Genomic DNA, 23,235 nt, shown 5'->3' with positions numbered 1-23,235 from the left:
CGGCGCGGGCGGGCGCCGGGGCGGGCGGCGCGCCGGAGGGGTCCGCTCCCTGGCTCGGGGCGCCGGGCGCGGCGGCGTGCACGCCCGCGCAGCCCGCGGCGAGCGCGGGGGCGAGCGCCATGATCCGCAGGAAGTCGCGGCGAGGTGTCGCGGTCACGGCCGGTTGGCTGTCGTCCATGCCGCGTTCCTAGCACAGCGGGGCGCCGCCCGCCGCCGCCTCCGCCGGGACAGGTGCTAACATCTCGCCTGCGTGCCCGAGCTCGCGCCGATCCCCCTGCCCTTCCTCGGCCTCGACTCGGTGGAGACCCTCCGCCGGATGGCGGACGCGCTCCCGGACGGGCTGTTCCTCACGGATCGCGAGGGGACGGTCACGTTCTGGAACCGCGCCGCGGAGCGGATCACCGGCTGGCCCCGGAGCGAGGCGATCGGCCAGCGCTGCTCGATCCTGGCCGGAGACTCGGTGAACGGCTGCCCCTGCGGCGCCGGGCTCCTGAAGTGCGGGGTCGCCGAGCGATCCCGCTCCTCGCTCTGCTGCACGATCCGCAAGCGAGACGGAGCACCGCAGCTCATCGTGAAGAACGCGGTCCCGCTCTTCGCGGCGGACGGCCTGCCGGCGGGGACGCTCGAGACGTTCACGGACGTGGCGAGCGCACCGATCGCCACCGCGCCGCCCGCCGGACCCGCCGAGCCCGCGGCGCTCCGGGACGACGGAGCACCCGCCGGGGAGCTGTGCGGCCTCGTCGGTGGTCACGAGGTGATGCGCGAGCTCTTCCGGATGATCGCGCTCGTCGCCCGCACCCGCACGACCGTGATGATCACGGGCGAGAGCGGCACCGGAAAGGATCGCGTCGCCGAGGCGATCCACCGCCTGGGAGATCGCGCCCAGCGGCCGCTCGTGCGCGTGTCGTGCGCTGCGCTCGGCCCGGCCGCGCTCGACGTCGAGCTGTTCGGCGACGCCGACGGCCGGCGCCGCGGCAAGATCGCGGAGGCGGACGGCGGAACGCTCGTCCTCGACGAGGTCGGCGACGCGCCCCCCGCGGTGCAGGCGAAGCTCCTGCGCGTCGTCGAGGAGCGCGCGTCCGGCCGTGCTGGCGAGGAGCGCCCCCTCGCGGTGGACGTGCGCCTCCTCTGCACGACGCACCGGGACCTGCGCCCCTTCGTGAAGGACGGGCGCCTCCGCGCAGACCTCTACTTCCGGCTGGCCGCGTTCCCGCTCCGCGTCCCGCCCTTGCGGGAGCACGCCGAGGACGTGCCGCTGCTCGCGGAGCGCTTCCTCTCGGAGCTCGGCTCGGGGCGCGGCCTGTCGAAGGACGCGCTGCGCCTCCTGCGCGCGTACCCCTGGCCCGGCAACGTCCGCGAGCTCCGGAACGCGCTCGAGTACGCCGCGCTGCGCGCCGGGCCGGGCGAGCTCCGGCCGGAGCACCTCCCGCGGGACGTGCTGGGGTTCCGCGCGGAGCGCCGGTCCGCGCCGGGCGCCGCGCCCGACCCGGAGGCCGAGGCGCGGCGCGCGCTCGTCGAGGCGCTCGAGCGGACGGGCTGGAACCGCACGCAGGCGGCGGAGCTGCTCGGCGTCTCGCGGGTCACGCTCTGGAAGCGGATGCGCCGGCTCGGCATCGCCGACCCGGGCGAGCGCTGACGGCGGCGCGCCGCTCGGGCAGGATTCCCCCGTGCCCGAGCTGCCGGACATCGAGGTGTACGTCGAGGCCGTCGCTGCGCGCGTGCAGGGGAAGCCGCTCCTCGGCGTCCGGCTCGGGAGCCCGTTCGTGCTGCGCTCCGTGGACCCGCCGCTGGAGGAGGCCCGCGGCAAGCGCGTCGAGGCGGTGCGGCGCGTGGGCAAGCGCGTCGTGCTCGCGCTCGAGGGCGAGCTGTTCCTCGCGATCCACCTCATGATCGCGGGCCGGCTCCACTGGCGCGACGAGGGGGCGAAGCTCCCCGGCCGCGTGGGGCTCGCGGCGCTCGACTTCCCCGGCGGCTCGCTCGTGCTCACCGAGGCGGGCACGAAGCGCCGCGCCTCGATCCACCTCGTGCGCGGGGCGGAGGCGCTCGCGGCGCTCGACCGCGGGGGCCTCGAGCCCCTGGGCGTGGATCCCGGCGCGTTCCGCGCGGCGCTCACGCGCGAGAACCACACCCTGAAGCGCGCCCTCACCGACCCCCGGCTCTTCTCGGGGATCGGCAACGCCTACTCGGACGAGATCCTGCACCGCGCCCGGCTCTCGCCGGTGACCCTCACCTCTCGGCTCGGCGACGAGGAGATCGCGCGGCTGCACGCGGCGACGCAGGCGGTGCTCTCCGAGTGGACCGAGCGCCTGCGCCGCGAGGCGGCCGGCGGCTTCCCGGAGGGCGTGACCGCGTTCCGTCCGGAGATGGCCGTCCACGGCCGGCACCGCCAGCCGTGCCCGGTGTGCGGGACCGCGGTGCAGCGCATCGTGCGGGCGGAGAACGAGGTGAACTACTGTCCGCGGTGCCAGACCGGCGGGCAGATCCTGTCGGACCGATCGCTCGCGCGGCTCCTCAAGGAGGACTGGCCTCGCACGATCGAGGAGCTCGAGCGGAACCCCGCGCTCGGCGCCACGCGCCCGCCGCCCGTGGCGGCGCGGAGAGGGAAGAAGCGCTGAGGAGAGGGAGGGGCGGAGTGCGGCGGCGAGAGCGCGTCTGAACTCGACCGCGACCCCGACCCCGACCTGACCGCCCGGCCGCGGCCCCCGCCCGCAGCGCGCCGCTCCACAGCACTCGCCGACTCGGGCGGCCATCACCGCGATCTCGATCTGTCGGGCCGCCCGGCCACGACGGGCCCCCCTACCGCGCAACAGTCCCCGACTCATCGGTGCTCCAACGTTCTACCGAGCGCCCGCCCGTCCTGCTGCCTCCGGAGTGCTAGCTCGCTGGTAGGATCTGCGTGCTGGACGGCGCGCTCACGGCTCCTCTGCAGCCTCTTTTTCGCCCGCCTCGTCGATCGTGCCCCCTCCTGGGAATAACGATCGGCCCCCCTCACGTTCGGTTCGCGTTGGGCCGCTCGCTGCCTCGCCTGGTGTGCAAGCGGCTCCAAGGTGCCTCCAGGCACGCACACCGAGGCGGGTGCCCCCAAGGGCCTGCCGCAACGACGAGGCGAGCACGTGCCCGAGCCGACGCAGCGCCCCATCCGCCGAACCGCCCTTCTCCTCCTCGCCGCAGCCGTCGCCGCACCGCTCCCTGCAGCCGCCGCGCAGGTCTGGACCGCGCTCGCCGCGGAGAAGATCCGCCCCGGCTCGACCGCGAGGTCCGACTCGAGCGCGCGGATCTCCGCCGCGCGGAACGAGTTCGAGGCCTTCCAGGTGGTCGTCACCGGCGCGGCCACGAACGTGCGCGCCACGGCGAGCGAGCTGACGGGCCCCGGCACGATCGGCGGCGTCCGTCTGTACCGGGAGGCGATCATCCAGGTGCAGACCGCCTCGGCGCTCGACGGCGCGACCGGACCCTGGCCGGACGCGCTCGTGCCCGACGTCGACGAGGTCGCCAACGAGCGGCGGAACGCCTTCCCGTTCAGCGTGCCGGCGAGCGAGAGCCGGGCGATCTGGGTGGAGGTCTTCGTCCCGCCCGAGGCGCCCGCCGGCGACTACACCGGCAGCGTGACCGTGTCCTGGGACGGCGGCTCCGCGACGGTGCCGGTGACGCTCACGGTCTGGCCGTTCACCCTGCCCTCCACCGCGTCGCTCAAGACCGCCTTCGGCTTCACCTACGGCGCCATCCCGAGCGGCCACGGCGTCTCCGCCGCCGACGCGTTCGCGGCGATCCGAGCGCGCTACGGGCAGCTCGCGCTCGATCACCGCATCACCCTGTCCCACGTCGACGACGGCAGCTCCGCCCTCGACCACGCCGACGCGCTCTACGGCCCCACGCTCGACGGGACGGCGCCGACGTCGCTGCGCGGCGCGCGCATGACCGCCTACGAGCTCCTCTACGACCCGAAGAGCTGGTCCTCCTTCTTCGACGGGAAGGGCTGGCTCGACCGGCTCTTCCAGTACACCTGTGACGAGCCGCCCCTCACCTGCGCCTGGTCCGACATCCCCGGACGCGCCGCCGCCGCGCACGCGGCGAACGTCCGCACGCTCGTGACGACGTCGATCCAGGAGGCCGACGCGAACGGCGTGACGAGCTCCATCGACGTGATCGTGCCGGTGATCAACTACCTCGACGATCGGGAGGGGACGTTCGCGGGCAACCAACGCTCGAAGTACGACGCCTTCCTCGCCGCCTCGCCGCGCCGCGAGATCTGGGGCTACCAGAGCTGCATGAGCCACGGCTGCGGCGGCACGGTGAACTTCGGCTCGCCGTCCTCGTCCGATCGCTACTTCACCGGCTGGCCGAGCTACATGATCGACGCCTCCGCGGTCCGGAACCGGGCGATGGAGTGGCTCTCGTTCCGCTACCGGCTCTCCGGCGAGCTCTACTGGGAGACGGCGTACGCGTTCACCCACGACGCCTGGACGAACCAGTGGGACTTCAACGGGAACGGCGACGGGACGCTCTTCTACCCGGGCACGCCGGCGAAGATCGGCGGCACGACGCACATCCCGGTCGCCTCGATCCGGCTCAAGATGATCCGCGAGGGGATGGAGGACTACGAGTACCTGAAGCTCCTCTCCGACGCCGGCGACGACGCGTTCGCGCGGCAGATCGCGGACTCGCTCTTCCCGAACGCGTACTCCACGGAGGTCGCGCCCGCGGCGCTCATGACCGCGCGCGAGCAGCTCGCCAGGCGGATCGTGTCGCTCGGCGCGACGGCCCCCACGCCGCCGGGCGATCCGGCGCCGCTGCCCCCCTCGCCGCCGTCCTCGTCGCCCCCGCTCCAGGCCGGTGCCGCGGGCACCCTCGTCCGCGGCGGCTGCGCCGCCGGCGGCAGCTCCGGGCTCCTCGCCCTCGTCGGCCTGGTCGGCACGCTGCGCTTCCGCCGCCGGCGGGCGCGCTGAGCGCGCGCGAGGAGACACACTCACGCTGGGTGAATGCGGGCGTGCCGGGCGTCTCCGGCACGCCCGCTCGTCCTCTCGTGCCCCCCGAAAGCCGCAGCGCGTCGCTGCGCCACGTCGCGTCAAATGTGGAGCGCTCAGGTGCGGTTGCGGTGCGGTGCCGGGGTCGTCGCCTTGACACTACCGGGCCATGTGCGTTGTGTTCGCGCACCACCCTTACGCAAAGCGCGAAGGAAGGACCATGGCCACGGACTTCACCCCGCCGAAAAACCCGCCGTCCGCACCCATCCCGAAGAAGAAGATCCGGCGGGAGGACGCGCTCGCGTACCACTCGTCCGGCCGGAAGGGGAAGATCGAGGTCGTCGCCACGAAGCCCATGGCGACCGCGCGCGATCTCGCGCTCGCCTACAGCCCCGGCGTCGCCGAGCCGTGCCTCGAGATCGAGAAGGACCAGGATCTCTCCTACCTGTACACGGCGCGCGGCAACCTCGTCGGCGTCATCTCCAACGGCACCGCCGTCCTCGGCCTCGGCGACATCGGCGCCGCGGCGGGCAAGCCCGTCATGGAGGGCAAGGGCGTCCTCTTCAAGCGCTTCGCCGACATCGACGTTTTCGACATCGAGGTCGACCAGAAGGACGTCGACGCCTTCTGCAAGGTGGTGAAGGCGCTCGAGCCCACCTTCGGCGGCGTGAACCTCGAGGACATCAAGGCGCCGGAGTGCTTCATCATCGAGGAGCGGCTCAAGCGGGAGATGCAGATCCCGGTCTTCCACGACGACCAGCACGGGACCGCCATCATCTCCGGCGCCGCGCTCCTCAACGCGCTCGAGCTCGCCGGCAAGGACATCGCCAAGGTGAAGGTGGTCGTGTCCGGCGCCGGCGCGTCCGCCATCGCCTGCACCAAGTTCTACCTCTCGCTCGGCGTGCGCCGCGAGAACGTGGTGATGGTGGACACGAAGGGCGTCATCTACCGCGGCCGCACCGAGGGGATGAACGAGTGGAAGGCGGAGTTCGCCGCCGAGACCAAGGCGCGCACCCTCGCCGACGCGATGAAGGGCGCGGACGTCCTGCTCGGCTGCTCCGCCAAGGGCATGGTGGACCAGGACATGGTCCGCTCGATGGCGAAGGACGCCATCGTGTTCGCCCTCGCGAACCCCGACCCCGAGATCAGCTACCCCGAGGCGAAGGAGGCGCGCCTCGACGTCATCATGGCCACCGGGCGCTCCGACTACCCGAACCAGGTGAACAACGTCCTCGGCTTCCCCTACATCTTCCGCGGCGCGCTCGACGTCCGCGCGAAGGGGATCACGGAGGACATGAAGATGGCGGCGGCCCGCGCGCTCGCCGCCCTCGCCAAGGAGGACGTGCCCGACTCCGTCTCGCGCGCCTACGGCGGTGAGAAGTTCCGCTTCGGCCGCGACTACATCATCCCGAAGCCGCTCGACCCGCGCGTGCTGCTCTGGGTCGCCCCGGCGGTGGCGAAGGCCGCGATGGACACCGGCGTCGCCCGGCAGAAGATCGACCTCGGCGAGTACCGCGACCGCCTGCGCAAGATGCAGAGCCGCGCGAACCAGGTGATGGGCTCCATCACCTCCAAGGCGAAGAAGAAGCTCACGCGCATCGTCTTCCCGGAGGGCCACCACCCGAAGATCCAGCAGGCTGCGGAGATCCTGCGCGAGGAGGCGATCTGCGAGCCCGTGCTCCTCGGCCCGGTGGACGCCATCCAGCGCTCCATCGCCGACCAGCGGCTCGACGACCTCGACGGCGTCACCGTCATCGACCCGATGACGAGCGACCAGTTCAGCCGCTACGTCGCCCGCTACTGGGAGATCCGCCGCCGCCGGGGCGTGACCTTCGAGGAGGCGCAGCGGCGGGTCCGCATGCGGAACTACTACGCGGCCGTGATGGTCGAGCAGGGCGCGGCGGACGGGCTCGTCACCGGCCTCACCTCCGGCTACGCGGCCGCGGTGCGGCCGGCGCTCGAGGTGGTCCGCACGCGGCCGGGGCAGCGCGCCGCCGGCGTCTACATCGTGGTCACGAAGAACGACTTCAAGTTCTTCGCCGACTGCACGGTGAACGTGGACCCGTCCGCCGCCGAGCTCGCCGAGATCGCGCTCACCACGAGCGACCTCGCCCGCTACTTCGACGTCGTGCCGCGCGTGGCGATGCTCTCGTACTCGAGCTTCGGCTCCGCCGCGGGCGACAGCCCGCGCAAGATGGCGATCGCCACGGACCTCGTGCGGCAGCACAGCCCCGACCTCGAGGTCGACGGCGAGATCCAGGTCGACATCGCGACGAACACCGAGGTCCGCGTCCCGGAGTTCCCCTTCTCGACGCTCAAGGACAACGCGAACGTGTTCGTGTTCCCGAACCTCGACGCCGCGAACATCTGCTACCAGATGCTCGCGAACGTCGCGGGCGCCGAGGTGATCGGCCCGGTGCTCATCGGCATGCAGAAGCCGGTGAACGTGCTGCAGATGGGCTGCTCGGTGCAGTCGATCGTGAACCTCGCGGCGATCACGGCGCTCCGGGCGCAGGGCGAGAAGTTCTTGTTTTGAGCTGATCTAACGGGGACTGCGTCCCCGCCCCGCCGACGGCTGACCGCCGTCGGCGGGGCCCCACCCCCGCTCGGCGGGGCCCGTGAACCTGCGCGCCCGCGTTCGCGGGTGCGCGCAGGTTCCCCGCCGGAGGGGCTTCGCCCCTCCCGCGCTTCGCGCGGGGCCCTCCCGCGGCGGATGGGCCCTTGGGGCCGAACGAACCGCTCTCGCTCACCCACGGTGAAGCCGCAGGCTTCTAGCAGCCGTCGGCGTCGTTGCCGTTCTCGTTCGCCCCGTCACGGGGGCGAGGGGGCATTCCTCAAGTGGGTACGCCGAGCCGCGGGAACAGCACCCGCTGCAGGAGGATCCAGCCGGCGAAGAACAGGACGAACAGCAGGAGATCGTTCACTTCACGCCTATCCGATCTTCTCGAGCACCCGCTCGAGACGCGCCCGGACCTCGCCCGCGATCTCGCCCAGCGCGGGCTCCGCCGCGGCGATGGTCTGCATGGGATCGACCGCGCGCACCACGACCTTGCCGTCGTCGCGCTCGTAGACCGCCACGTTGCACGGCAGCAGGACCCCGACCTCGGGGACCGCCGAGAGCGCCCGGTGCGCCAGCGACGGGTTGCAGGCGCCCAGGATGCGGTACCTGCGCCAGTCGACGCCCAGCTTCTCCTTCAGCGTCGCCTGGACGTCGATCTGCGTCAGCACCCCGAATCCCTCGCCCTTCAGCAGCTCGGGGACGCGCTCGAGCGCCTGATCGAACCCCCAGCTGCTCACCTTCTCCATTCCGATGCTCGCCATGGCCCCTCCCGTTCAGGCGTGGTCCGAGCCACCCGCGCTCGGAACGGTTCCTCGCCGAAACGAACTTGCGCCCCGTGGCTCCCACGCGTCAGCGGCGCGTCGCCGCCCCCGGAAGGAGTCCTCGCGATGTCCAGGAGCGTCCTCGTGCTGGGCGGCGGCTTCGCCGGCCTGGAGAGCGCCATCCAGTTCCGGCGCCGCGGCTACGACGTCACGCTCGTGACGGAGCGTCCGTACCTCTTCATCTACCCCACGTCGATCTGGATCCCCACCGGCGAATCACGGTTCGAGGACGCGTGTCTCGACCTCGAGACCGTCGCCCGCGAGCGCGGGTTCCGGCTCGTCGTCGGACGCGTGGACGCCGTCGACGGCGCGGCGAAGCGCGCGACGGTCGGGACGCAGACGTACACCGCCGACCACCTCGTGCTCGCGCTCGGGGCCTCCCGGCTGCGTCCTCCCGGCATCGAGCACACGCAGACGCTCGGCGGGGATCCGGAGGGCACGCGCCGGTTCAAGGACGCGCTGCAGGCGCTCGTCGCGCGCGGCGCCGGCCGCATCGCCATCGGCTTCGGCGGGAACCCCAAGGACGGCTCGGCGGTCCGCGGCGGCCCGGCCTTCGAGATGATCTTCAACGTGGACACGCTGCTCCGCCGGCGCGGCCTCCGCGACCGCTTCGCGCTCACGTTCTTCGCGCCGATGCCGCGGCCCGGGGAGCGGATGGGCGCGCGGGCGGTCGAGGCCGTGGCGCGCATGTTCGCGAGGCGCGGCATCGAGAGCCGCTACGGGAAGAAGATCGCGGCGTTCACGGCCGAGGGCGTGTCGCTCGAGGACGGGGCGCGCATCGACGCCGACCTCGTCGCCTTCATCCCCGCCGGAGACGGGCACCCCGTCGCGAAGGCCTCCGCCCTGCCGCGCAACGAGGCGGGCTTCGTCACCGTCGACGCGGGCTGCGCCGTGCCCGGGCTGCCCGGCGTCTGGGCCGTGGGAGACGTCGCGGCGCTCGAAGGGCCCGCGTGGCGGGCCAAGCAGGGCCACCTCGCCGAGGTCATGGCGCGCACCGCCGCCGCGAACGCTGCGGCGGTGGACGGCGGACGGCCGGCGCGCGCCTCGTACCTCGCGCACATGGCGATCGTGTGCCTCATGGACACGGGCGACGGCGGCGCGTTCGTCTACCGCGACGACGCGAAGGAGCGGCTCGTGCCGCTGCCGGTCGTGGGCCACTGGGCGAAGAAGCGCTGGGCCGCGTACTTCAAGGCGCAGAAGCGCGGGCGCGTGCCGCGCCTCGTGTGAGCCCGGCGCGCCGCGCGGGGCTGCGGCCCCGTCACGGCGTCAGAGGCTCACGCGCAGCGCGACGCCGAGCTGGACGACGGGCGGCGGGACCGAGATGGTGACGTCCGGCGGAAGGCCCGGCGCCACGTCGGAGAGCGGCACGTCCACGCCGAGCCGGAACTCACCCCCGCGCGCCCCGAAGGACGCGGCGACGAAGGACTCGACGCGCAGGTAGGTGAGCGCGAGCAGCGCGTGGTCGAGCCGGGCGACGAAGCTCCGGTCGGACAGGTTCCCCAGGACGGAGACCGTGAAGGTCGTGTCGTTCCAGGTGCCGGGCGAGGGCAGCAGCACGAACGCGCCCGCGTAGTGGCGGCCCAGGTAGAAGGGGCGGAACGCGGTGGGGTCGCGCTGGCGGAGCGGGGCGGAGGGATCGCCGGTGAGCTCGGGCGCCCCGGCGAGCAGGAACGGGTAGACGTCCTTCGAGTCGTAGCCGGCGTCGTCGAAGGAGTACTCCGCGCCGAGCGTGACCGTGTCCTCGTCGCTGTACTTCGCGGACCAGCTCCCGCCGACGACCGCGGCGGGCGTGAAGCCCTGCGGATCGACGCGCCCGAAGCGGGTGACGAGCGGCGCGCCGGGGCTCACCTCGCGCCAGCGGGGCGCGTCGCGGCTCGTGCGGAGCGCCGCCTCGGCGTAGACGTCGAGGTCCCACACGCCGGCGGAGGCGTCGATCCCGAAGCGCGGCCGGTGCCCGTCCTGCGTGAGCGCGTCCGCGCCGAGCTCGACGGTGCCGAGCACCACCTCCGTGCGGCCGCCCACCCCCACCCGGCCGAGCCTGTTCGTGGGCGTGTCCACCCCCGCGGCGTCGTCGAGCAGCGCCACGCCGTAGGCGTTCCAGCCGCGCCGCTCCCAGGGGACGTGGACCTTCACCATCGTCGTGCCGGTCCGCTCGTCGAACACGGCGAGGGGATCGCGGCGGACCGGGTGGAGGTAGTCGGTCGGGTTCCAGAACTTCCCGACGCCCCACTTCACGTGCTGCCGGCCGGCCGTCACGAAGACGCGCCGGGCGACGTCGAAGTTCACCCACAGCTGATCGAGGACCGCGCGCGGGCCGCGCACGCCCGCGGCGATCCCGCCCGTGGAGGTGCCGTAGCCGAGGATCCCCTGCTCCGCCGCGGAGAGGGAGGGCGCCCCGGAGGTCACGGGCGCCGTCGGATCGTAGCGCATGCGCCCGAGCACGAACGCCCGGACCCGGTCGTTCGGCCGCGCGTCGAGCCACAGGTCGAGCAGGTTCGGCGAGGAGAGCGCCCAGTCCGCGGGCGGAACGTCCTCCTGCCAGAGCGCCTGCGCGCGCAGGTAGAGCTGGCCGCCGATGCGCAGCGTCTCCGCCTCGGCGCGGTCCACGAGCCGGCCCGCCGGCGGCGGCGCCGCGTTCGGGGAGCCGGTCCCGCCGAACAGCTCGGCCTCCTCGGGCCGCGCGGGCGCGGCGGGCTCCCCGGGGCGCGGCGCGGGCTCCTTCGGCTCCTGCTGCGCGGCCGCCGGCGGCGACTCCGCGGGCGGCTTCCCGAAGAGCTCGTCCTCCGTGGGTCGATCCTGCCCGAGCGCCGCGGTGGCGGCGGCGAGCGCGACGAGCGCAGCTGCGATCCTCATCGGCCTCTCCATTCCATCGCGACGCCGGCGACGCGGGTTCGTCTCGACCGCGCCAGCCCGCCCCCGCCCCCGCCCCCGCCGCCGGCGGCCGGCGGTCGGGTGGCGGCCCTCACCGGCTCTTCGACTCCAGCCACGCCTTCGTGAACAGGTTCGCGGCGAGCGGGCGGAGGTCGATCTCCTTGATGAGGATGAGCGTCGAGTTGCCCTTCTCGATCTCGTCGAAGAGCCGCATCTCCTCGGGGTACCAGACGTCCGCGCCCTTCGACGGCGAGAACACCTTCTTCCAGCGCGGGTAGTAGGCCGTGCGCATCAGCCGGCCGGAGAGCGCGAGCTCCTGGCGTTTCAGCACGTTGAGGGTCGCCTGGTCCACCCACAGCCGCACCTGGGGGAAGGCCACGTCCACCCCGGGCTTCGCGACGAGCAGGATCCGGTGGACGCCGTACACGCCGAGCTTCTCGTCCGCCTCGAACTTCGCGTCGTACTCCTCGACGAGCCGCGACTCGTCGAGGTCGCCGCGGCGCGTGTCGGTGCCGCCGATCCGCTCGCGCTCGGTGCGCCGCTCCCAGCGCCCCACCGCGGGGTCGTAGAGCCAGAGGTTCTTGTCGATGCGGAGGTAGCCCTTCCCCGCCTCCGCCCGCGGCTTCGTGAAGAGGAACATCTGCTTGTCGTCCTCGTCGCGCCGGTAGACGACGAGCTCGTAGACGACGTCGGTCTTCCCCTTCTCCTTGGCCTCCATGTAGCAGAGGGCCTTCCAGTCGCCGGAGTTGCGCTGCCGCTCGTCGATGGTCGCGACGACCTTGGCGAGCTCCTGCGGGGTGAGCGCCGCGGCGGGGCCGGCGGCGAGGGCGGCGGCGAGCGCCAGGAACGCGAGGGCACGGTGCATGGGAGGGCTCACCCGACGTGGTGCATGGCGGTGACGGGCTTCAGGCGCGCGGCGCGGCGCGCAGGGAACACGGAGGCGGCGACGGCGATCGCGGCGAGGACGAGGGCGTCCGCCGCGATGGCGCCCGGATCGAGCAGGAAGCGGAGCCGCTCCTGCGCGAGGAACACCTGCACCGCCTCGGGGAGCGCGATGCCGGCGGCGTTCACGGCGCCCGCGACGGCGAGGGCGACCGCGACGCCGGCGGCCGTGCCGAGCAGGCCGAGGAGCGCGGTCTCGAGGACGAAGAGCCAGAGCACCTTCCGCCGCTGCATGCCGATGGCGCGGAGCGCCCCGATCTCGCGGGTCCGCTCGCGGATGGCGATGGCGAGCGTGTTGAGGATGCCGATCACGACCACCACCATGAGGATCACGACGAGGAGCCCGGTGACGACGCGCAGCGCCAGGATGAACTGCTTGAACTGGCCCATCTCGTCGTCCGCGGTGGTGACGTCGAGCTTCTGGCCGGTCCAGTCCTCGCTCGGCACCGTCTGCATGAGCTTCATCCAGTAGGGCTGCGCCTCCGGCTCCATCACGCGGTAGCCCGCCTCGGCGAGCGCCGTCCTGAGCCGCGCGGCGACGCGCGCCGCGTCCCTGGGATCGCGCAGGTACAGGTGGATCGCGCCGGTCGTCGCGGGCGAGAGCCCGTACAGCTCGCGGAGGGTGTCGGCCTGGATGAACGCCGAGAACGCGGAGAGGAGCCCCACGTTCCGCGCGATCGCGGCGACGCGCACGTCGGCGGTGTTGTTCACCCCGCGCGCCGTGGGCGCCGAGAGCGTCAGGACGTCGTTCACCTTCAACTTGAGCCGCTCGGCCTGGCCCTCGAAGAGGAGCACCGTCCCCGGCTGCGCGAGCGCCTCGAGGTCCCCGTCCACGACGTGCAGCACCTTGCGGAACGTCGGCTCGTGCGCGACGTCCACGCCGGCGAGCACGAGGTCCATGGAGACGTGCTCCGAGACCGCCTTCGCCCAGCCGCGGCCGCGCACGGTGGCGTAGTCCAGCTCCGGCACCTTCGCGCGCACCGCCTCGAGGACGCGCGGGTACTGCGACACGAGCGGCGCCGCGCTGCCGCTCGTGATCTTGAAGAACCCGCCCACGTTCACGTGGCCGGTCATGAGGGTCGTGGCGGACTGCATCATCGCCGACTCCATGCCGGCGGTGAGCGCGCCGAGGAGGACGAGCAGCGCCGTGACGGCCGCGAGCGCGCCGCCGAGGAACAGGTTCCGCCGGGTGTGGCGGGCGAGGTTCCGGCCCGCGATCATGAGGTCGACGCCGAGCACGCTAGTCCTCCGTGGCCATCGCCTCGACGGGCGTGACGCGCATCGCGATGAGCGCCGGGTAGAGCGCGGAGAGGATCGCCACGAGGAGCACCACCGCGAGCGAGCCCCCGACCGCGAGCGCCCCGAGGCGCGGGAACAGCGCGGGCCCCGAGAAGACGAAGTAGAGGAGGTCGGTCACCGCGGGGATCCCGCCCGCCGCGCGGATGCCCCACACCACCGCGCCGCCCAGCGCCGCGCCGGCGAGCCCGAAGACGAGCCCGACCGTCGCGATCTCCACGAGGAGCATCGTCACGACGAAGCGGCGCTGCGTCCCGATCGCCCGCATCGTCCCGATCTCCTTCACCCGCTGCAGCGTCGCCATGACCATCGCGTTGTTGATGATGACGAGCGCGATGGCGAAGAAGATGACGACCGCGGTGAAGAGCACGACCCGCAGGAGCGTCACGAACTGCCCCACGAGGCCGGCCGCCTCCTGCCAGTCCACGACCTTGAGCCCCAGCCCGGCGTCCGCGATCGCCTTGCGCACGTCCTTCTCGGTGCGGCGGAGCAGGCGCGGGTCGTCGAGGATCAGCGCCGCGTTGAGCGCCACCCCGTGCTCGAGCTCCTCCTGCGAGTACACGTGCGCCGCGAGGTTCGCCGCGCTCGCCCGCTCCTCCTCGCGCCGCTTCACGAGCGCGCCCTCGTCGATCTCGGCGACGTGCGCCTCGCCGACGAGCCCGCCGTCGGCGGCGCCGAACAGCTCCGCCTCCGCCCGCTCGCGGTCGATCTCGCGCGTCCCCATCGACTTCTGCAGCGCCCGGATCTCCGCCGCCTTCTCGGCGGTGAGGTAGCCGTACAGGTCGCGGAAGCTCATGAGGTCGAGGACGCTCATCATGCCGGCGATGCCCGAGCGCTCGATCCCCTTGAACTGCAGGAACCCGTAGACCTTCACGTTCACCGAGCTGAAGTAGCCGCTCTTCGAGGGCGCCTTGATGGTGATCGTGTCGCCGACGTCGATCTGGTAGAGGCGCAGCTTCGGCGCCACGACGTCGTAGAAGATCCGGTACTGCCGGTCGAAGCTCTCGTCGGTGGCCGCGAACAGCCGCCCGAGGAGCGCGTCGAGCGGCTCGGCCGCGGGCGCGCCGAGCGCCGGGCGGAGCTCCTGCGCGAGCGCGTCCGCGCGGAGGGGATCGAGCTGCAGCAGGATCTCCCGGATGCCGCTCCGGTTCTCGCGCACCCAGCGCTGCAGCTCCTCGTCGCCGGCGATCCGCCGCCCGCGCAGGTCGCGCGCGTCCTTGATCTGGTCGAGCCGCCGCGCGTTCTTGAGCTTCAGCCACTCCTCGGCGTACTGCTTGCCGACGAGCACGCCGCGCTGGCCGGTGGGGATCCGCTCCCCCTTCACCACCTCCGCGAGCGGGAAGGCGCGGAAGAACGCGTCCACGTCGGTCCCCACGTAGCGCAGGAACGTGAACGCGGTGTCCATCGCGAGCGGCGCCACGCGGTTCTCGAGGAACTCCAGGCTGCCGTAGCGATCGCGGTCGAGGTCGCGCCAGAACGCGTCGGTGGCGGCGCGCTGCAGCGCCTCCCACTCGCTCTTCCGCTCGGCCGCCTCGCGCCCCTCCGGATCCGAGATCTCGCGCGCCTGCGCGATCTCGTCGCGCAGGAGCTGGACCATGCGGCGCACGTGCGCCGCGTGGGCGGCGTAGTCGCGACGGAGCTCCGGCCCGTCCTCGCCCCCCTCCAGCCGCCGCACGTCGCCCCGCAGCCGCTCGAGGGCGAGGTCGAACGCGTTGCCGGTCGCGACCAACGCCTGGTCGATGCCCATGGGCACGACCTGCTTCACGTTCGGCACCTGGCCGAGCACCGCCTTCACCCGCGAGAAGTCCTCGATGGGCTCGAGCAGCGACTCGCCGCGCAGCCCGCCGTACAGCTCGAGCGCGCCCTCCGAGCGCGCGTCGTACACCTGCAGGTGGCCGCCCAGGCTCCCCTGGATGGAGGTGCGCATCCCGCGGTCGATCGAGTCGAGCACCGACGAGCCCACCACCACGATGAGCGCGCCGACGAGCACGATCGCGCCCAGGATCCCGGTGCGCACCGGGCTCGCGAGGAGGTTCCGGAAGGCGATGCGCAGGAGCACCCGCGCCGCGTCGCGCCGGGGGGCCATCAGCGCCCTCCCGCGCGCCGGGCGGCGTCGAGGTCCTCGCGGCTCGAGATGCGCCCGTCCTCGATCCTGACGAGCGCGCTCGCGTGCGCCATCACCTTGGGATCGTGCGTCGAGAAGATGAACGTGGTGCCGTCGCGGCGGTTCATCTCCTTCATGAGGTCGATGATGTTGCCGCCGGTCTCGGAGTCGAGGTTCGCGGTCGGCTCGTCGGCGAGCACGAGCGCGGGGCGCGTCACGAGCGCGCGCGCGATGGCGACGCGCTGCCGCTGGCCGCCGGAGAGCTCGCTCGGGCGGTGGCGCGCGTGCTCCGCGATCCCGACCGCGTCGAGCAGGGCCAGCACCCGCTCCGCCCGCTCCTTGCGCGTCTGGCCGCCCTGCAGGAGCAGCGGGAACTCGACGTTCTGGAAGACCGAGAGGACCGAGACGAGGTTGAAGCTCTGGAAGATGAAGCCGATGGTGCGGAGCCGGAGCTCGGTGAGGGCGCGCTCGGAGAGCCGGGCCGTGTCCTGCCCGGCGACGATGACGCGCCCCGCGCTCGGCGTGTCCACGCAGCCGACGAGGTTGAGGAGCGTCGTCTTGCCGCTGCCGGACGGGCCGGCGATGGAGAGGAACTCGCCCTTGCCGACCGCGAGCGACACGTCGCGCAGCGCCGGCACGACGGTCTTCCCCAGCATGTAGTCCTTGGAGACGTGCTCGACGGAGACGATGGACATGATGGCGCCTTCCGATTCGGCGGGGCGGGAGCCGCGCGGCCCGCCATTGTGGCAGGTGCGTGTTGCGCGAGTGTGAACTTCCCGCGCTTCCATGCCACGTCGGGGGTCAGTCGTCCACCCGCGCGAGGCCGACCGCGAACCCGCCGGGCTCCTCCTCGCGCGCGTGCACGGTCCACGGCCGGCAGCAGACCGGGCAATCCTCCACGTACGTCTGCTCCTCGCCGCCGCCGGGATCGACGAACACGACGACCCACTCGCCGCAATAGGGGCACTGAACCTCGATGTCCACGCTACGCGCAGTTATAGTCGGACGGTGGGGAAGAAGCCGTTCAACAATCCTTTCGGCAAGCTGAAGGACCTCGCGAAGGCGGCGCCCCCCGCGCCGCGTGCGCCGCCGCCCCCACCTCCGCCGCCGCGCCTCGCGCCCGAGCCGACCGAGGAGGAGCTGTGGGAGGTCGCGCTCTCGGGCGTGCGCCCGCTCGACCCCGGGCACGGCGTCGCGGCCCCCCCGCCCCCGCCGCCCGCGGCCGGCACGTTCTGGCACCCCGACCTCGAGGCCATCGACGAGCTGCGCGCGCTCGTCTCGGGCGACGCGCCGTTCGATCTCGCCGACACCGACGAGTTCATCGAGGGCCGGATGTCCGGCCTGGACGCGAACCTCGCGCGCAAGCTCCGCCGCGGCGAGTTCGCCGTCCAGGGGCACGTCGACCTCCACGGCATGACGCGGGACGAGGCGAAGGGCACGGTCGAGGACTTCCTCCGCCGCTCGCGCCAGGCGGGGAAGCGCTGCGTGCTCATCGTGCACGGCCGCGGCCTCCACTCGAAGGACCAGCTCCCCGTCCTCAAGGACGCGCTCAAGACCTGGCTCGCCACCGGCCGCTTCGCGCGCCACGTGCTCGCGTTCGCGAGCGCCCGCCCCGTGGACGGCGGGGCGGGGGCCATCTACGTGCTCCTCCGCCGCGCCGGGCGCTGACCGCGCTGCGCCGCCTTCGCCGCAAGTCCGTTGTCATCCCGCATCGATCGGCATATTGCTCGATGACCGCACGCCTCTTCGGCTGCGCGAAGGAGCGACATGGCGGCGAGAACGACGAGGCGGACCATCGACGAGGCGATCGAGGCGGCGGTGGAGGCAGCGATCACCCGCGCGCTCCCATCCCTCCGGCGGGCCATCGACGCCGCCGTGGCGGCGCGCGCGCACACCCAGGCTCCCGCCGCCCCGAGGCGCGCCGCTCGCCGGAACGTCGCGGTCGCGGTCCCGCGAGCCGGCGCGATCACGCGCTGGGTCGCGGATCACCGCGCCCGGCGCGTCCCGACCTTCGTCATCGAGGCGACCGGGCTCGACACGAAGAAGAAGATCGTCGCGCGCTACGGCGAGAACGCCGCCTTCGCGAAGGGCAAGCCGCTCCCCCACGTGAAGCTCGCGCAGGCGACCGCCGAGCCGGCGAAAGCGGAGCGCGTCGTGAAGGCGAAGCCGCCGATCGTGCGGAGGGCGGGGGCGCCCACGTAGTAGCTCGCCTTCGCCGCTTCGGGCGGTGCGCCGCGATCAGGTCCTGCAGGCGCCGTCCTGGCACGTCTGCCCTTGGGCGCAGGCCTTCAATTGCGGGCAGGGGGGCGGCCGGCGTCTTCGCCGGATCTCCCACATCTCCGCAGCGCATCGCACGCGCGGACACGATGGCTCCGCTTCACCCCCGGTCGCTGCACGCACGGTGTTGGCGAAGCAGCGCGCCATCTGCTACCAGTCCTCCGACCCTGCGGGTCGCGCCTCCGCGGCGTACCCCATCGTCGAGGGGGATCCATGCGCATTGCGGCAAAGTGGTCGTGCGTCGTGCTGGCGGTCGTGGCGGCGGGATGCAGCAGCGGCTCGTCGTCCGGCTCGGGTCCGCGTCCCGGAGCGCCGGGCGCCTTCACGCTGAGCGCGAACTCGGCGTCCTTCTCCGTGCTCCAGGGAACGACCCCGCCCTCGAGCGTCAGCTTGAGCCTGCAGGTCACCGGTGACGGGGTGACCTACGTCGGCGCTGGCTACCGCAACGGCCAGACCCAGCCGAGCTGGCTCGGCATCACCATCCCGTGCCAGGGCCGGTCGTGCAGCGTCGTCGTCTCGATCCTGACCACGTCCATCGCGCCCGGGCAGTACTCGAGCACGTTCGCGGTCGGCACCGCCGACGCGAACGGAAACGTGCTCGCGTCGCAGGACGTGACCGTCACCTTGACGGTGGCGCCCCGGATCGCCATCACCGGGACCGCCTACGCGTCCACGTTCACCTACGGCGGGACCCGGACGCAGGACTCCGTCTCGCTCGCCGTGCGCGCTCCCGGGCGCGACTGGACGGTGTCCACCGACGCGAGCTGGCTCCGCGTGCCGACCGGCGTGCAGAGCGCGGACGCGACGCTCGCCGTGAGCGTGGACGTGTCCGGCCTCGCGCCGGGCAAGTACCAGGGCCGCGTCTCCGTCACGAGCACGGCGAACGCCCAGGACACGGCGAGCCTCGCGTTCTCGGTCGAGGTGACCGCTCCCGTCCTCTCCGTCACGCAGACCGCGATCGTCCTCGGCGGCGCCGATGGCCTGTCGAGCGCGCCGCAGCCCCTCACGTTCACGCTCGGCGCCGGCTCGGCCGGCCACCCGTTCACGGTGGAGCCGACGACGGCCTCCGGCGGGTCCTGGCTCGTGTCGAGCTCCACGAGCGGCACGGTCGACGCGGCCGGGGTCACGCTCCAGCTCACCGCGAACGACGCGGGGATGATCGGCGGGACCTACACCGGCCAGGTCAAGGTCACCGTCACCGTGGGCGAGCTCGTGCTCACGAAGACGCTGCCGGTCACGTTCAACCGGGAGGCGAACCTCCTCGTCGTCGGCGCGGCCGGCGTGGGGCTGTCCTCCTCGCCCTCGCGCTCGGTGCTCTCGCGCGCCGTCCCGGTGGTGAGCCCGACCGGCCGTACCGACGTCCCGTGGGACGCGACCTCCGACCAGGCGTGGCTCACCGTGACCTCGTCGGGCGTCACGGGGCAGGCCGTCACGCTCTCGGCCGATCCGACGGGCCTCGCCGCCGGGACGCACTTCGCCACGGTCACGGTCGTCTCGTCGGATCCGTCCGTCGAGAACACGCAGACGATCCGGGTCGGCCTGACCGTCCTGAGCGCGTCACCGGTGGACACGAGCCTCTCCATCGCGGCGGTTCACGCCGCGGCGAGCCCCGTCGAGCCGATCGTGTTCCTCAACAACGGCGGCGCGGACGTCACGGGCTATGACGTCTACGCTGCGACGGCGGTGCGGACGTTCACCGGCGTCGTCGCAGCGGCCGGCGCGATGACGGTGAGCGGTGACGGCAAGACGCTCTTCGTGTACGACAAGACGAACTTCAGGGTCACCGCGGTGGACTCCGTCACCGGCTCCATCCTGAAGCAGTACGTGTCCACGCCCCTGTCCGGGACCACGCCGTACGGCGGTGGAGTTGCGTGGTTCCAGCCGGGCGGCTCGCCCACGCTCGTCACGCCGTCCTCCCGCATGTACGACCTCGCGACGGGCGTCGAGCACACGGCCCGGTTCAGCGCGGCGATCTGGGCCCAGAGCCTCGCGACCTCCCCCGACAGCGCCTACGTCGCGGCCGACTTCGGGAGCGTCGACAAGGTGAAGCGCACCGCGCTCGCCGGGGGCGGCCTCGTCGTGAGCGACGCGTTCAACGGCCCGGTCTCCGGCGCCGACGGCCAGGCCTGCATCAGCGGAGACGGCCAGATGGCCTACTTCGCGAGCGGCGGCATCTACCAGTTCCCCGGCGTGAGCGTGGTGACGCACACGCAGACCCAGGTGCTCCCGGGCACTGCCTACCCGAACTCGGTCATCTGCCTCTGGAACGGCATGGTCATCGGAGGCACGGACTCCTACTACGACGCGACGGACGTCTGGATCTACGACGGGCCGACCGGCAGGGAGCTGGCGAGGCGGAGCTCGTCGTCGAAGACGAGCTATCGCGCACTGCTCGGCCGGGGGCTCGCGGCCTCCGCCGACGGGACACGGCTCGTGACGCTCGTCGGCCTCGGAGGCTACTTCACGCCGGGCGAGGTGCGCTTCCAGACGCTGCCGACGCCTCCGTAGCGCTCGGCGGCCGGGCCAGGAGAGCCTCGCTCCGGGTGAACTGCTGCGACGCGGTCCCCCCGGAGGTGATCACGTTCGGTTGCTTCCGTGGTCCCGAGTCATAACCTCCGCTGATGAAGCATCCGTTCTTGCGTGTCCCGCTCGCCGGCCGTTCGGGCGCACGATTCCTCCCCAACGCAGGGAGGACACGGTGCATCAGCCGAACACGGTCGGGCAGGGGTCGTACTCTTCGGGTCAGGTCTTCGCGACGATCGGCATCCTCGTCGCCCTCGCGATCATCGTGCCCATCGCGGGCATCCTGATGATTCCAGGCGTGCTGCTCGGCGCCATCGGCCGCACGGTCGTCGATGCCGCGGCCGCGCTTCGCGCCCAGGGCGGGCGCGAGCGCGCGGCGGACGGAGCGACCCCGGCGGCCCGGACGCTCGGCGCCGCGTATCCATCTCCGTGACCGTTCGTGACTCGCGGGCGGTGGCGGCTCGACGCCGCACCGCCCGCGCCGAACGGTCGCCGATGTAAGCACCTCGCGGCCCTGCGCGCGGGCTGTGGGAGTGACGCGCGCGGATCGATCGGTACACTGATCCTCATCCGTGCAAGGAGTGACGAGGCATACCGGCTCGCATCGGCTCACCCTGCGATCCGGGCGTCGCTGGCTGGCCTTGCTCGGCGCCGCGATGTGGGCGGCGGCGGCGTCCGCGCAGGAGGCCGAAGGGGATGCTCCCGTCGCGGAGAGCCAGCTCGAGGATTTGCTGGAGAGCACCTCGCGGTCGCAGCCGTCGCCGACGCACCGTTACACGGACGCGGATCTGGCGCCCTACTTCGGCTCAGGCGAGCTCGCCGAGGCCAAGGCGCTCTTCGACCGGGGCCGCTACGCGCGAGCGCGGGCGATGCTGCGCGGAGAGCAGCCGCCGGTGCGCTACCTGCGCGCGCTGGCCGCGCTGGCCGACGATCCCGCCGCGGCGGCGGCGGAGCTTCGCGCGCTCGCCGACGACTACCCGCGGATGCGGGACCACTGCCTCTTCCACGCGGCGCGCGCCCTGGAGCGGCTGCGGAAGCGCCGCGCCGCGGCCGACGTCTACGCGCAGGTGAGCCCCGGCTCGACGCTCTTCGCCGAGGCGCGGCTGGGCCGGTCGCGCGTGCTCGAGCGTGGGCTGGAGCTCGACGGAGCGCTCGAGGCGCTGCTCCCGCTGCGCGAGCTGCCGGCCATCCCTCGCCACGACGGCGTCCGGCGGAAGGCGCTGCTCGCCTCGGCGCGGTTGTGCCAGAAGAAGGGCGACTACCGCTGCGAGCACCGCGCCATGCTCGAGCTCTGGGCGACGAGCCCCCTCTCGCCCGAGGCGAAGGTCGTCTGGGAGCGCCTGAAGGAGCTCCCCGTCCCGAACCGGTGGCGGCTGCGGCGCGCCGAGTCGTTCCTCGCGTTCCACGACAACGTCGAGGCCCTGCGGCTGGCGCGGCAGGTGAAGGCCCCGCTGCCGGACGAGGACGCCTGCAGCGCGTCGTTCGTGATCGGCAACGCGCTCCGGAAGGAGCGGCAGCACCGCAAGGCCGCCGCCGCGCTCGCACCGATGGTCGAGGCGTGCAAGGGCTCCGAGCTCCGCCCCCAGGCGATGTACGTGCTGGGCTACTCGCAGTCGGTGTGCGGGCAGGACGCGGTGCGCACCTACGAGGCGCTGGCGCGCGAGTACCCCGATCACCCGTTCGCCGACGACGCGCTGTTCTTCGCCGCCGAGCTCGAGCTGCGCGGCGGGAGGCGCGCTGCCGCCCTGGCGCGGCTCGAGCAGGTCGCCGTTCGGTACCCCACCGGCAACTTCGCCGCCGAGGCGCTCTTCCAGCTCGCGTGGCAACACCGCACCGCCGGCGCCCACGCCGAGGCGCTGGCCGCGCTCGACCGGCTGGATCGCCTGCCCGGCCTCGGACGCGACCAGCGGCTCCGCTCTCGCTACTGGCGGGCCCGGACGCTCGCGGAGAAGGGCGACGCCTCGGCCGCGCGAGCCTTCGCCGCGCTCGCCTCGGATCATCCGACGGAGTGGTACGGGCTGCTCGCCCGCGGGCGACTCCCCCAGGACGTGGTGCAGACGGCCTCCTTCTCCGCCGCCTCGTCCGGCGGGGCGGCTCCCCTCTGGCCGCTGGAGGCCGGTCCTCTCGGCGACGACCCGAGGTTCCTCGCCGGCGTCGAGCTCCTGCGGATGCAGCTGCCGGAGGCCACGGCCGAGCTGCTCGCCCTCGATCGACGCAACCTGCCCGAGGACGCGGCGCGCCTCCTCGTGGAGGCCTTGCAGCGAAGCGGGAGCGCGAACGCCGCAGCCCTCGTGGCTCGCACCACGCTCGGGCCCGCGCTGAAAGGCGGGGTGGACGACCGCACCGCGGACGTCTGGCGCGCGACGTATCCGCTGCCGTTCCGGGACATGGTCGAGCAGTGGGCGAAGGCCTCGAGCCTCGATCCGGACCTGCTGCAGGCCTTGATGCGCGAGGAGAGCCGCTTCAATCCCTCGGCTCGCTCGACGACGGGGGCGCTCGGCCTCACGCAGCTCATGCCGCGAACCGCCCGGGACGTCGCGCGGGGGCTGAAGCTCGGCCGCGTGAACCCGCGCATGCTCCACCGTCCTGGACTCAACATCCGGCTCGGGGCCGCGTACCTCGCGGAGCTGCTCGCGGAGTTCGAGGGCTCGACCGCGCGGGCGGTGGCGGCGTACAACGCCGGCCCGGTCGCGGTGTGGCGGTGGGTGCGGGCGAGCCCCGACGAGGAGCTCGACGCGTGGGTCGAGCGGATTCCCATCTCGGAGACGCGCGACTACGTGAAGCGTGTCCTCGGGAGCTACGGGGCGTACCGCCTCGTCTATGGCAGGTCGCGCGGCCCCCAGAACGATCGCGCGGCAGCGCCGCCGCACTGAAGGC

General features: G+C 73.0%; 17 protein-coding genes and 1 pseudogene. 11 read left to right on the top strand and 7 right to left on the bottom strand.

What is annotated here, in order from left to right:
- Positions 1 to 250 precede the first annotated feature (250 nt).
- From MNZ39_RS12425 to MNZ39_RS25105, 5 genes and pseudogenes are all read left to right on the top strand, one after another.
- Entirely contained in the window at positions 251 to 1,636 is a 1,386-nt protein-coding gene (locus tag MNZ39_RS12425) for a sigma-54-dependent Fis family transcriptional regulator (protein ID WP_242338877.1), read from the top strand.
- A 31-nt stretch (positions 1,637 to 1,667) separates the two neighbouring features.
- The gene (locus tag MNZ39_RS12420) at positions 1,668 to 2,615 is read left to right on the top strand and encodes an Fpg/Nei family DNA glycosylase (protein WP_242338875.1); all 948 of its coding nucleotides are present in this window, start codon (positions 1,668 to 1,670) and stop codon (positions 2,613 to 2,615) included.
- A 498-nt stretch (positions 2,616 to 3,113) separates the two neighbouring features.
- Positions 3,114 to 4,946: a DUF4091 domain-containing protein gene (locus MNZ39_RS12415; protein WP_242338872.1), complete on the top strand. Its 1,833-nt coding sequence runs from the start codon at positions 3,114 to 3,116 to the stop codon at positions 4,944 to 4,946.
- Between the two features lie 298 nt (positions 4,947 to 5,244).
- A pseudogene (locus MNZ39_RS25110) lies at positions 5,245 to 6,498 on the top strand (malic enzyme-like NAD(P)-binding protein); the annotation flags it as partial.
- On the top strand, positions 6,496 to 7,500 hold the full coding sequence (locus tag MNZ39_RS25105; RefSeq protein WP_374109407.1) for a phosphate acyltransferase: 1,005 nt from the start codon (positions 6,496 to 6,498) through the stop codon (positions 7,498 to 7,500). The pseudogene MNZ39_RS25110 and the gene MNZ39_RS25105, both read left to right, overlap by 3 nt.
- Before the next feature lie 395 nt (positions 7,501 to 7,895).
- Here the strand turns inward: MNZ39_RS25105 and MNZ39_RS12405 are convergent, their stop codons facing one another.
- Positions 7,896 to 8,285 carry a DUF302 domain-containing protein gene (locus MNZ39_RS12405; protein ID WP_242338867.1) on the bottom strand — a complete coding sequence of 130 codons (390 nt, stop codon included), beginning with the start codon at positions 8,283 to 8,285 and terminating at the stop codon, positions 7,896 to 7,898.
- A gap of 126 nt (positions 8,286 to 8,411) precedes the next feature.
- Here MNZ39_RS12405 and MNZ39_RS12400 point away from each other — a divergent pair, with 126 nt between their 5' ends.
- Positions 8,412 to 9,572 (top strand): NAD(P)/FAD-dependent oxidoreductase, encoded by a 1,161-nt coding sequence (locus MNZ39_RS12400; protein WP_242338865.1) that lies wholly within the window; start codon positions 8,412 to 8,414, stop codon positions 9,570 to 9,572.
- 39 nt (positions 9,573 to 9,611) lie between these two features.
- Here MNZ39_RS12400 and MNZ39_RS12395 read toward each other — a convergent pair whose 3' ends face one another.
- From MNZ39_RS12395 to MNZ39_RS12370, 6 genes are all read right to left on the bottom strand, one after another.
- Entirely contained in the window at positions 9,612 to 11,198 is a 1,587-nt protein-coding gene (locus tag MNZ39_RS12395; RefSeq protein WP_242338862.1) for a hypothetical protein, read from the bottom strand.
- A gap of 109 nt (positions 11,199 to 11,307) precedes the next feature.
- Positions 11,308 to 12,081, bottom strand: coding sequence for an outer membrane lipoprotein-sorting protein (locus MNZ39_RS12390; protein ID WP_242338860.1), 774 nt, complete (start codon positions 12,079 to 12,081; stop codon positions 11,308 to 11,310).
- Positions 12,082 to 12,089: 8 nt separating this feature from the next.
- Entirely contained in the window at positions 12,090 to 13,397 is a 1,308-nt protein-coding gene (locus MNZ39_RS12385) for an ABC transporter permease (RefSeq protein WP_242338859.1), read from the bottom strand.
- Position 13,398: 1 nt separating this feature from the next.
- Positions 13,399 to 15,540 (bottom strand): ABC transporter permease, encoded by a 2,142-nt coding sequence (locus tag MNZ39_RS12380; RefSeq protein WP_242338857.1) that lies wholly within the window; start codon positions 15,538 to 15,540, stop codon positions 13,399 to 13,401.
- On the bottom strand, positions 15,540 to 16,253 hold the full coding sequence (locus MNZ39_RS12375; protein ID WP_242338856.1) for an ABC transporter ATP-binding protein: 714 nt from the start codon (positions 16,251 to 16,253) through the stop codon (positions 15,540 to 15,542). The genes MNZ39_RS12380 and MNZ39_RS12375 overlap by 1 nt, the downstream gene beginning before the upstream one ends.
- A 106-nt stretch (positions 16,254 to 16,359) precedes the next feature.
- Positions 16,360 to 16,542, bottom strand: coding sequence for a CPXCG motif-containing cysteine-rich protein (locus MNZ39_RS12370; protein ID WP_242338854.1), 183 nt, complete (start codon positions 16,540 to 16,542; stop codon positions 16,360 to 16,362).
- A gap of 24 nt (positions 16,543 to 16,566) precedes the next feature.
- Between MNZ39_RS12370 and MNZ39_RS12365 the strand changes: the two genes are divergently transcribed.
- From MNZ39_RS12365 to MNZ39_RS12345, 5 genes are all read left to right on the top strand, one after another.
- Positions 16,567 to 17,226 (top strand): Smr/MutS family protein, encoded by a 660-nt coding sequence (locus MNZ39_RS12365; RefSeq protein WP_242338852.1) that lies wholly within the window; start codon positions 16,567 to 16,569, stop codon positions 17,224 to 17,226.
- A gap of 99 nt (positions 17,227 to 17,325) precedes the next feature.
- On the top strand, positions 17,326 to 17,760 hold the full coding sequence (locus tag MNZ39_RS12360) for a hypothetical protein (RefSeq protein WP_242338850.1): 435 nt from the start codon (positions 17,326 to 17,328) through the stop codon (positions 17,758 to 17,760).
- A gap of 288 nt (positions 17,761 to 18,048) precedes the next feature.
- Positions 18,049 to 20,343, top strand: a complete 2,295-nt coding sequence (locus tag MNZ39_RS12355; RefSeq protein WP_242338848.1) for a hypothetical protein — start codon at positions 18,049 to 18,051, stop codon at positions 20,341 to 20,343.
- A 190-nt stretch (positions 20,344 to 20,533) separates the two neighbouring features.
- A complete protein-coding gene (locus tag MNZ39_RS12350) occupies positions 20,534 to 20,791 on the top strand; it encodes a hypothetical protein (protein ID WP_242338846.1) in 258 nt (85 codons plus the stop codon).
- Between the two features lie 208 nt (positions 20,792 to 20,999).
- Positions 21,000 to 23,231 (top strand): transglycosylase SLT domain-containing protein, encoded by a 2,232-nt coding sequence (locus tag MNZ39_RS12345; protein ID WP_242338844.1) that lies wholly within the window; start codon positions 21,000 to 21,002, stop codon positions 23,229 to 23,231.
- The last annotated feature ends 4 nt before the right edge of the window (positions 23,232 to 23,235 follow it).

The sequence above is a fragment of the Anaeromyxobacter sp. SG66 genome, from assembly GCF_022690805.1.
Taxonomy (GTDB): Bacteria; Myxococcota; Myxococcia; order Myxococcales; family Anaeromyxobacteraceae; genus Anaeromyxobacter; species Anaeromyxobacter soli.
This window is presented reverse-complemented; position numbering and strand designations above follow the sequence as displayed.

Excerpts from the sequence above, each read along its gene's own strand:
- MNZ39_RS12375 (WP_242338856.1), bottom strand. The coding sequence starts at position 16,253 with ATGTCCATCGTCTCCGTCGAGCACGTCTCCAAGGACTACATGCTGGGG.
- MNZ39_RS12390 (WP_242338860.1), bottom strand. The coding sequence starts at position 12,081 with ATGCACCGTGCCCTCGCGTTCCTGGCGCTCGCCGCCGCCCTCGCCGCC.
- MNZ39_RS12400 (WP_242338865.1), top strand. The coding sequence starts at position 8,412 with ATGTCCAGGAGCGTCCTCGTGCTGGGCGGCGGCTTCGCCGGCCTGGAG.
- MNZ39_RS12395 (WP_242338862.1), bottom strand. The coding sequence starts at position 11,198 with ATGAGGATCGCAGCTGCGCTCGTCGCGCTCGCCGCCGCCACCGCGGCG.
- MNZ39_RS25105 (WP_374109407.1), top strand. The coding sequence starts at position 6,496 with ATGCAGAGCCGCGCGAACCAGGTGATGGGCTCCATCACCTCCAAGGCG.
- MNZ39_RS12360 (WP_242338850.1), top strand. The coding sequence starts at position 17,326 with ATGGCGGCGAGAACGACGAGGCGGACCATCGACGAGGCGATCGAGGCG.
- MNZ39_RS12355 (WP_242338848.1), top strand. The coding sequence starts at position 18,049 with ATGCGCATTGCGGCAAAGTGGTCGTGCGTCGTGCTGGCGGTCGTGGCG.
- MNZ39_RS12405 (WP_242338867.1), bottom strand. The coding sequence starts at position 8,285 with ATGGCGAGCATCGGAATGGAGAAGGTGAGCAGCTGGGGGTTCGATCAG.
- MNZ39_RS12380 (WP_242338857.1), bottom strand. The coding sequence starts at position 15,540 with ATGGCCCCCCGGCGCGACGCGGCGCGGGTGCTCCTGCGCATCGCCTTC.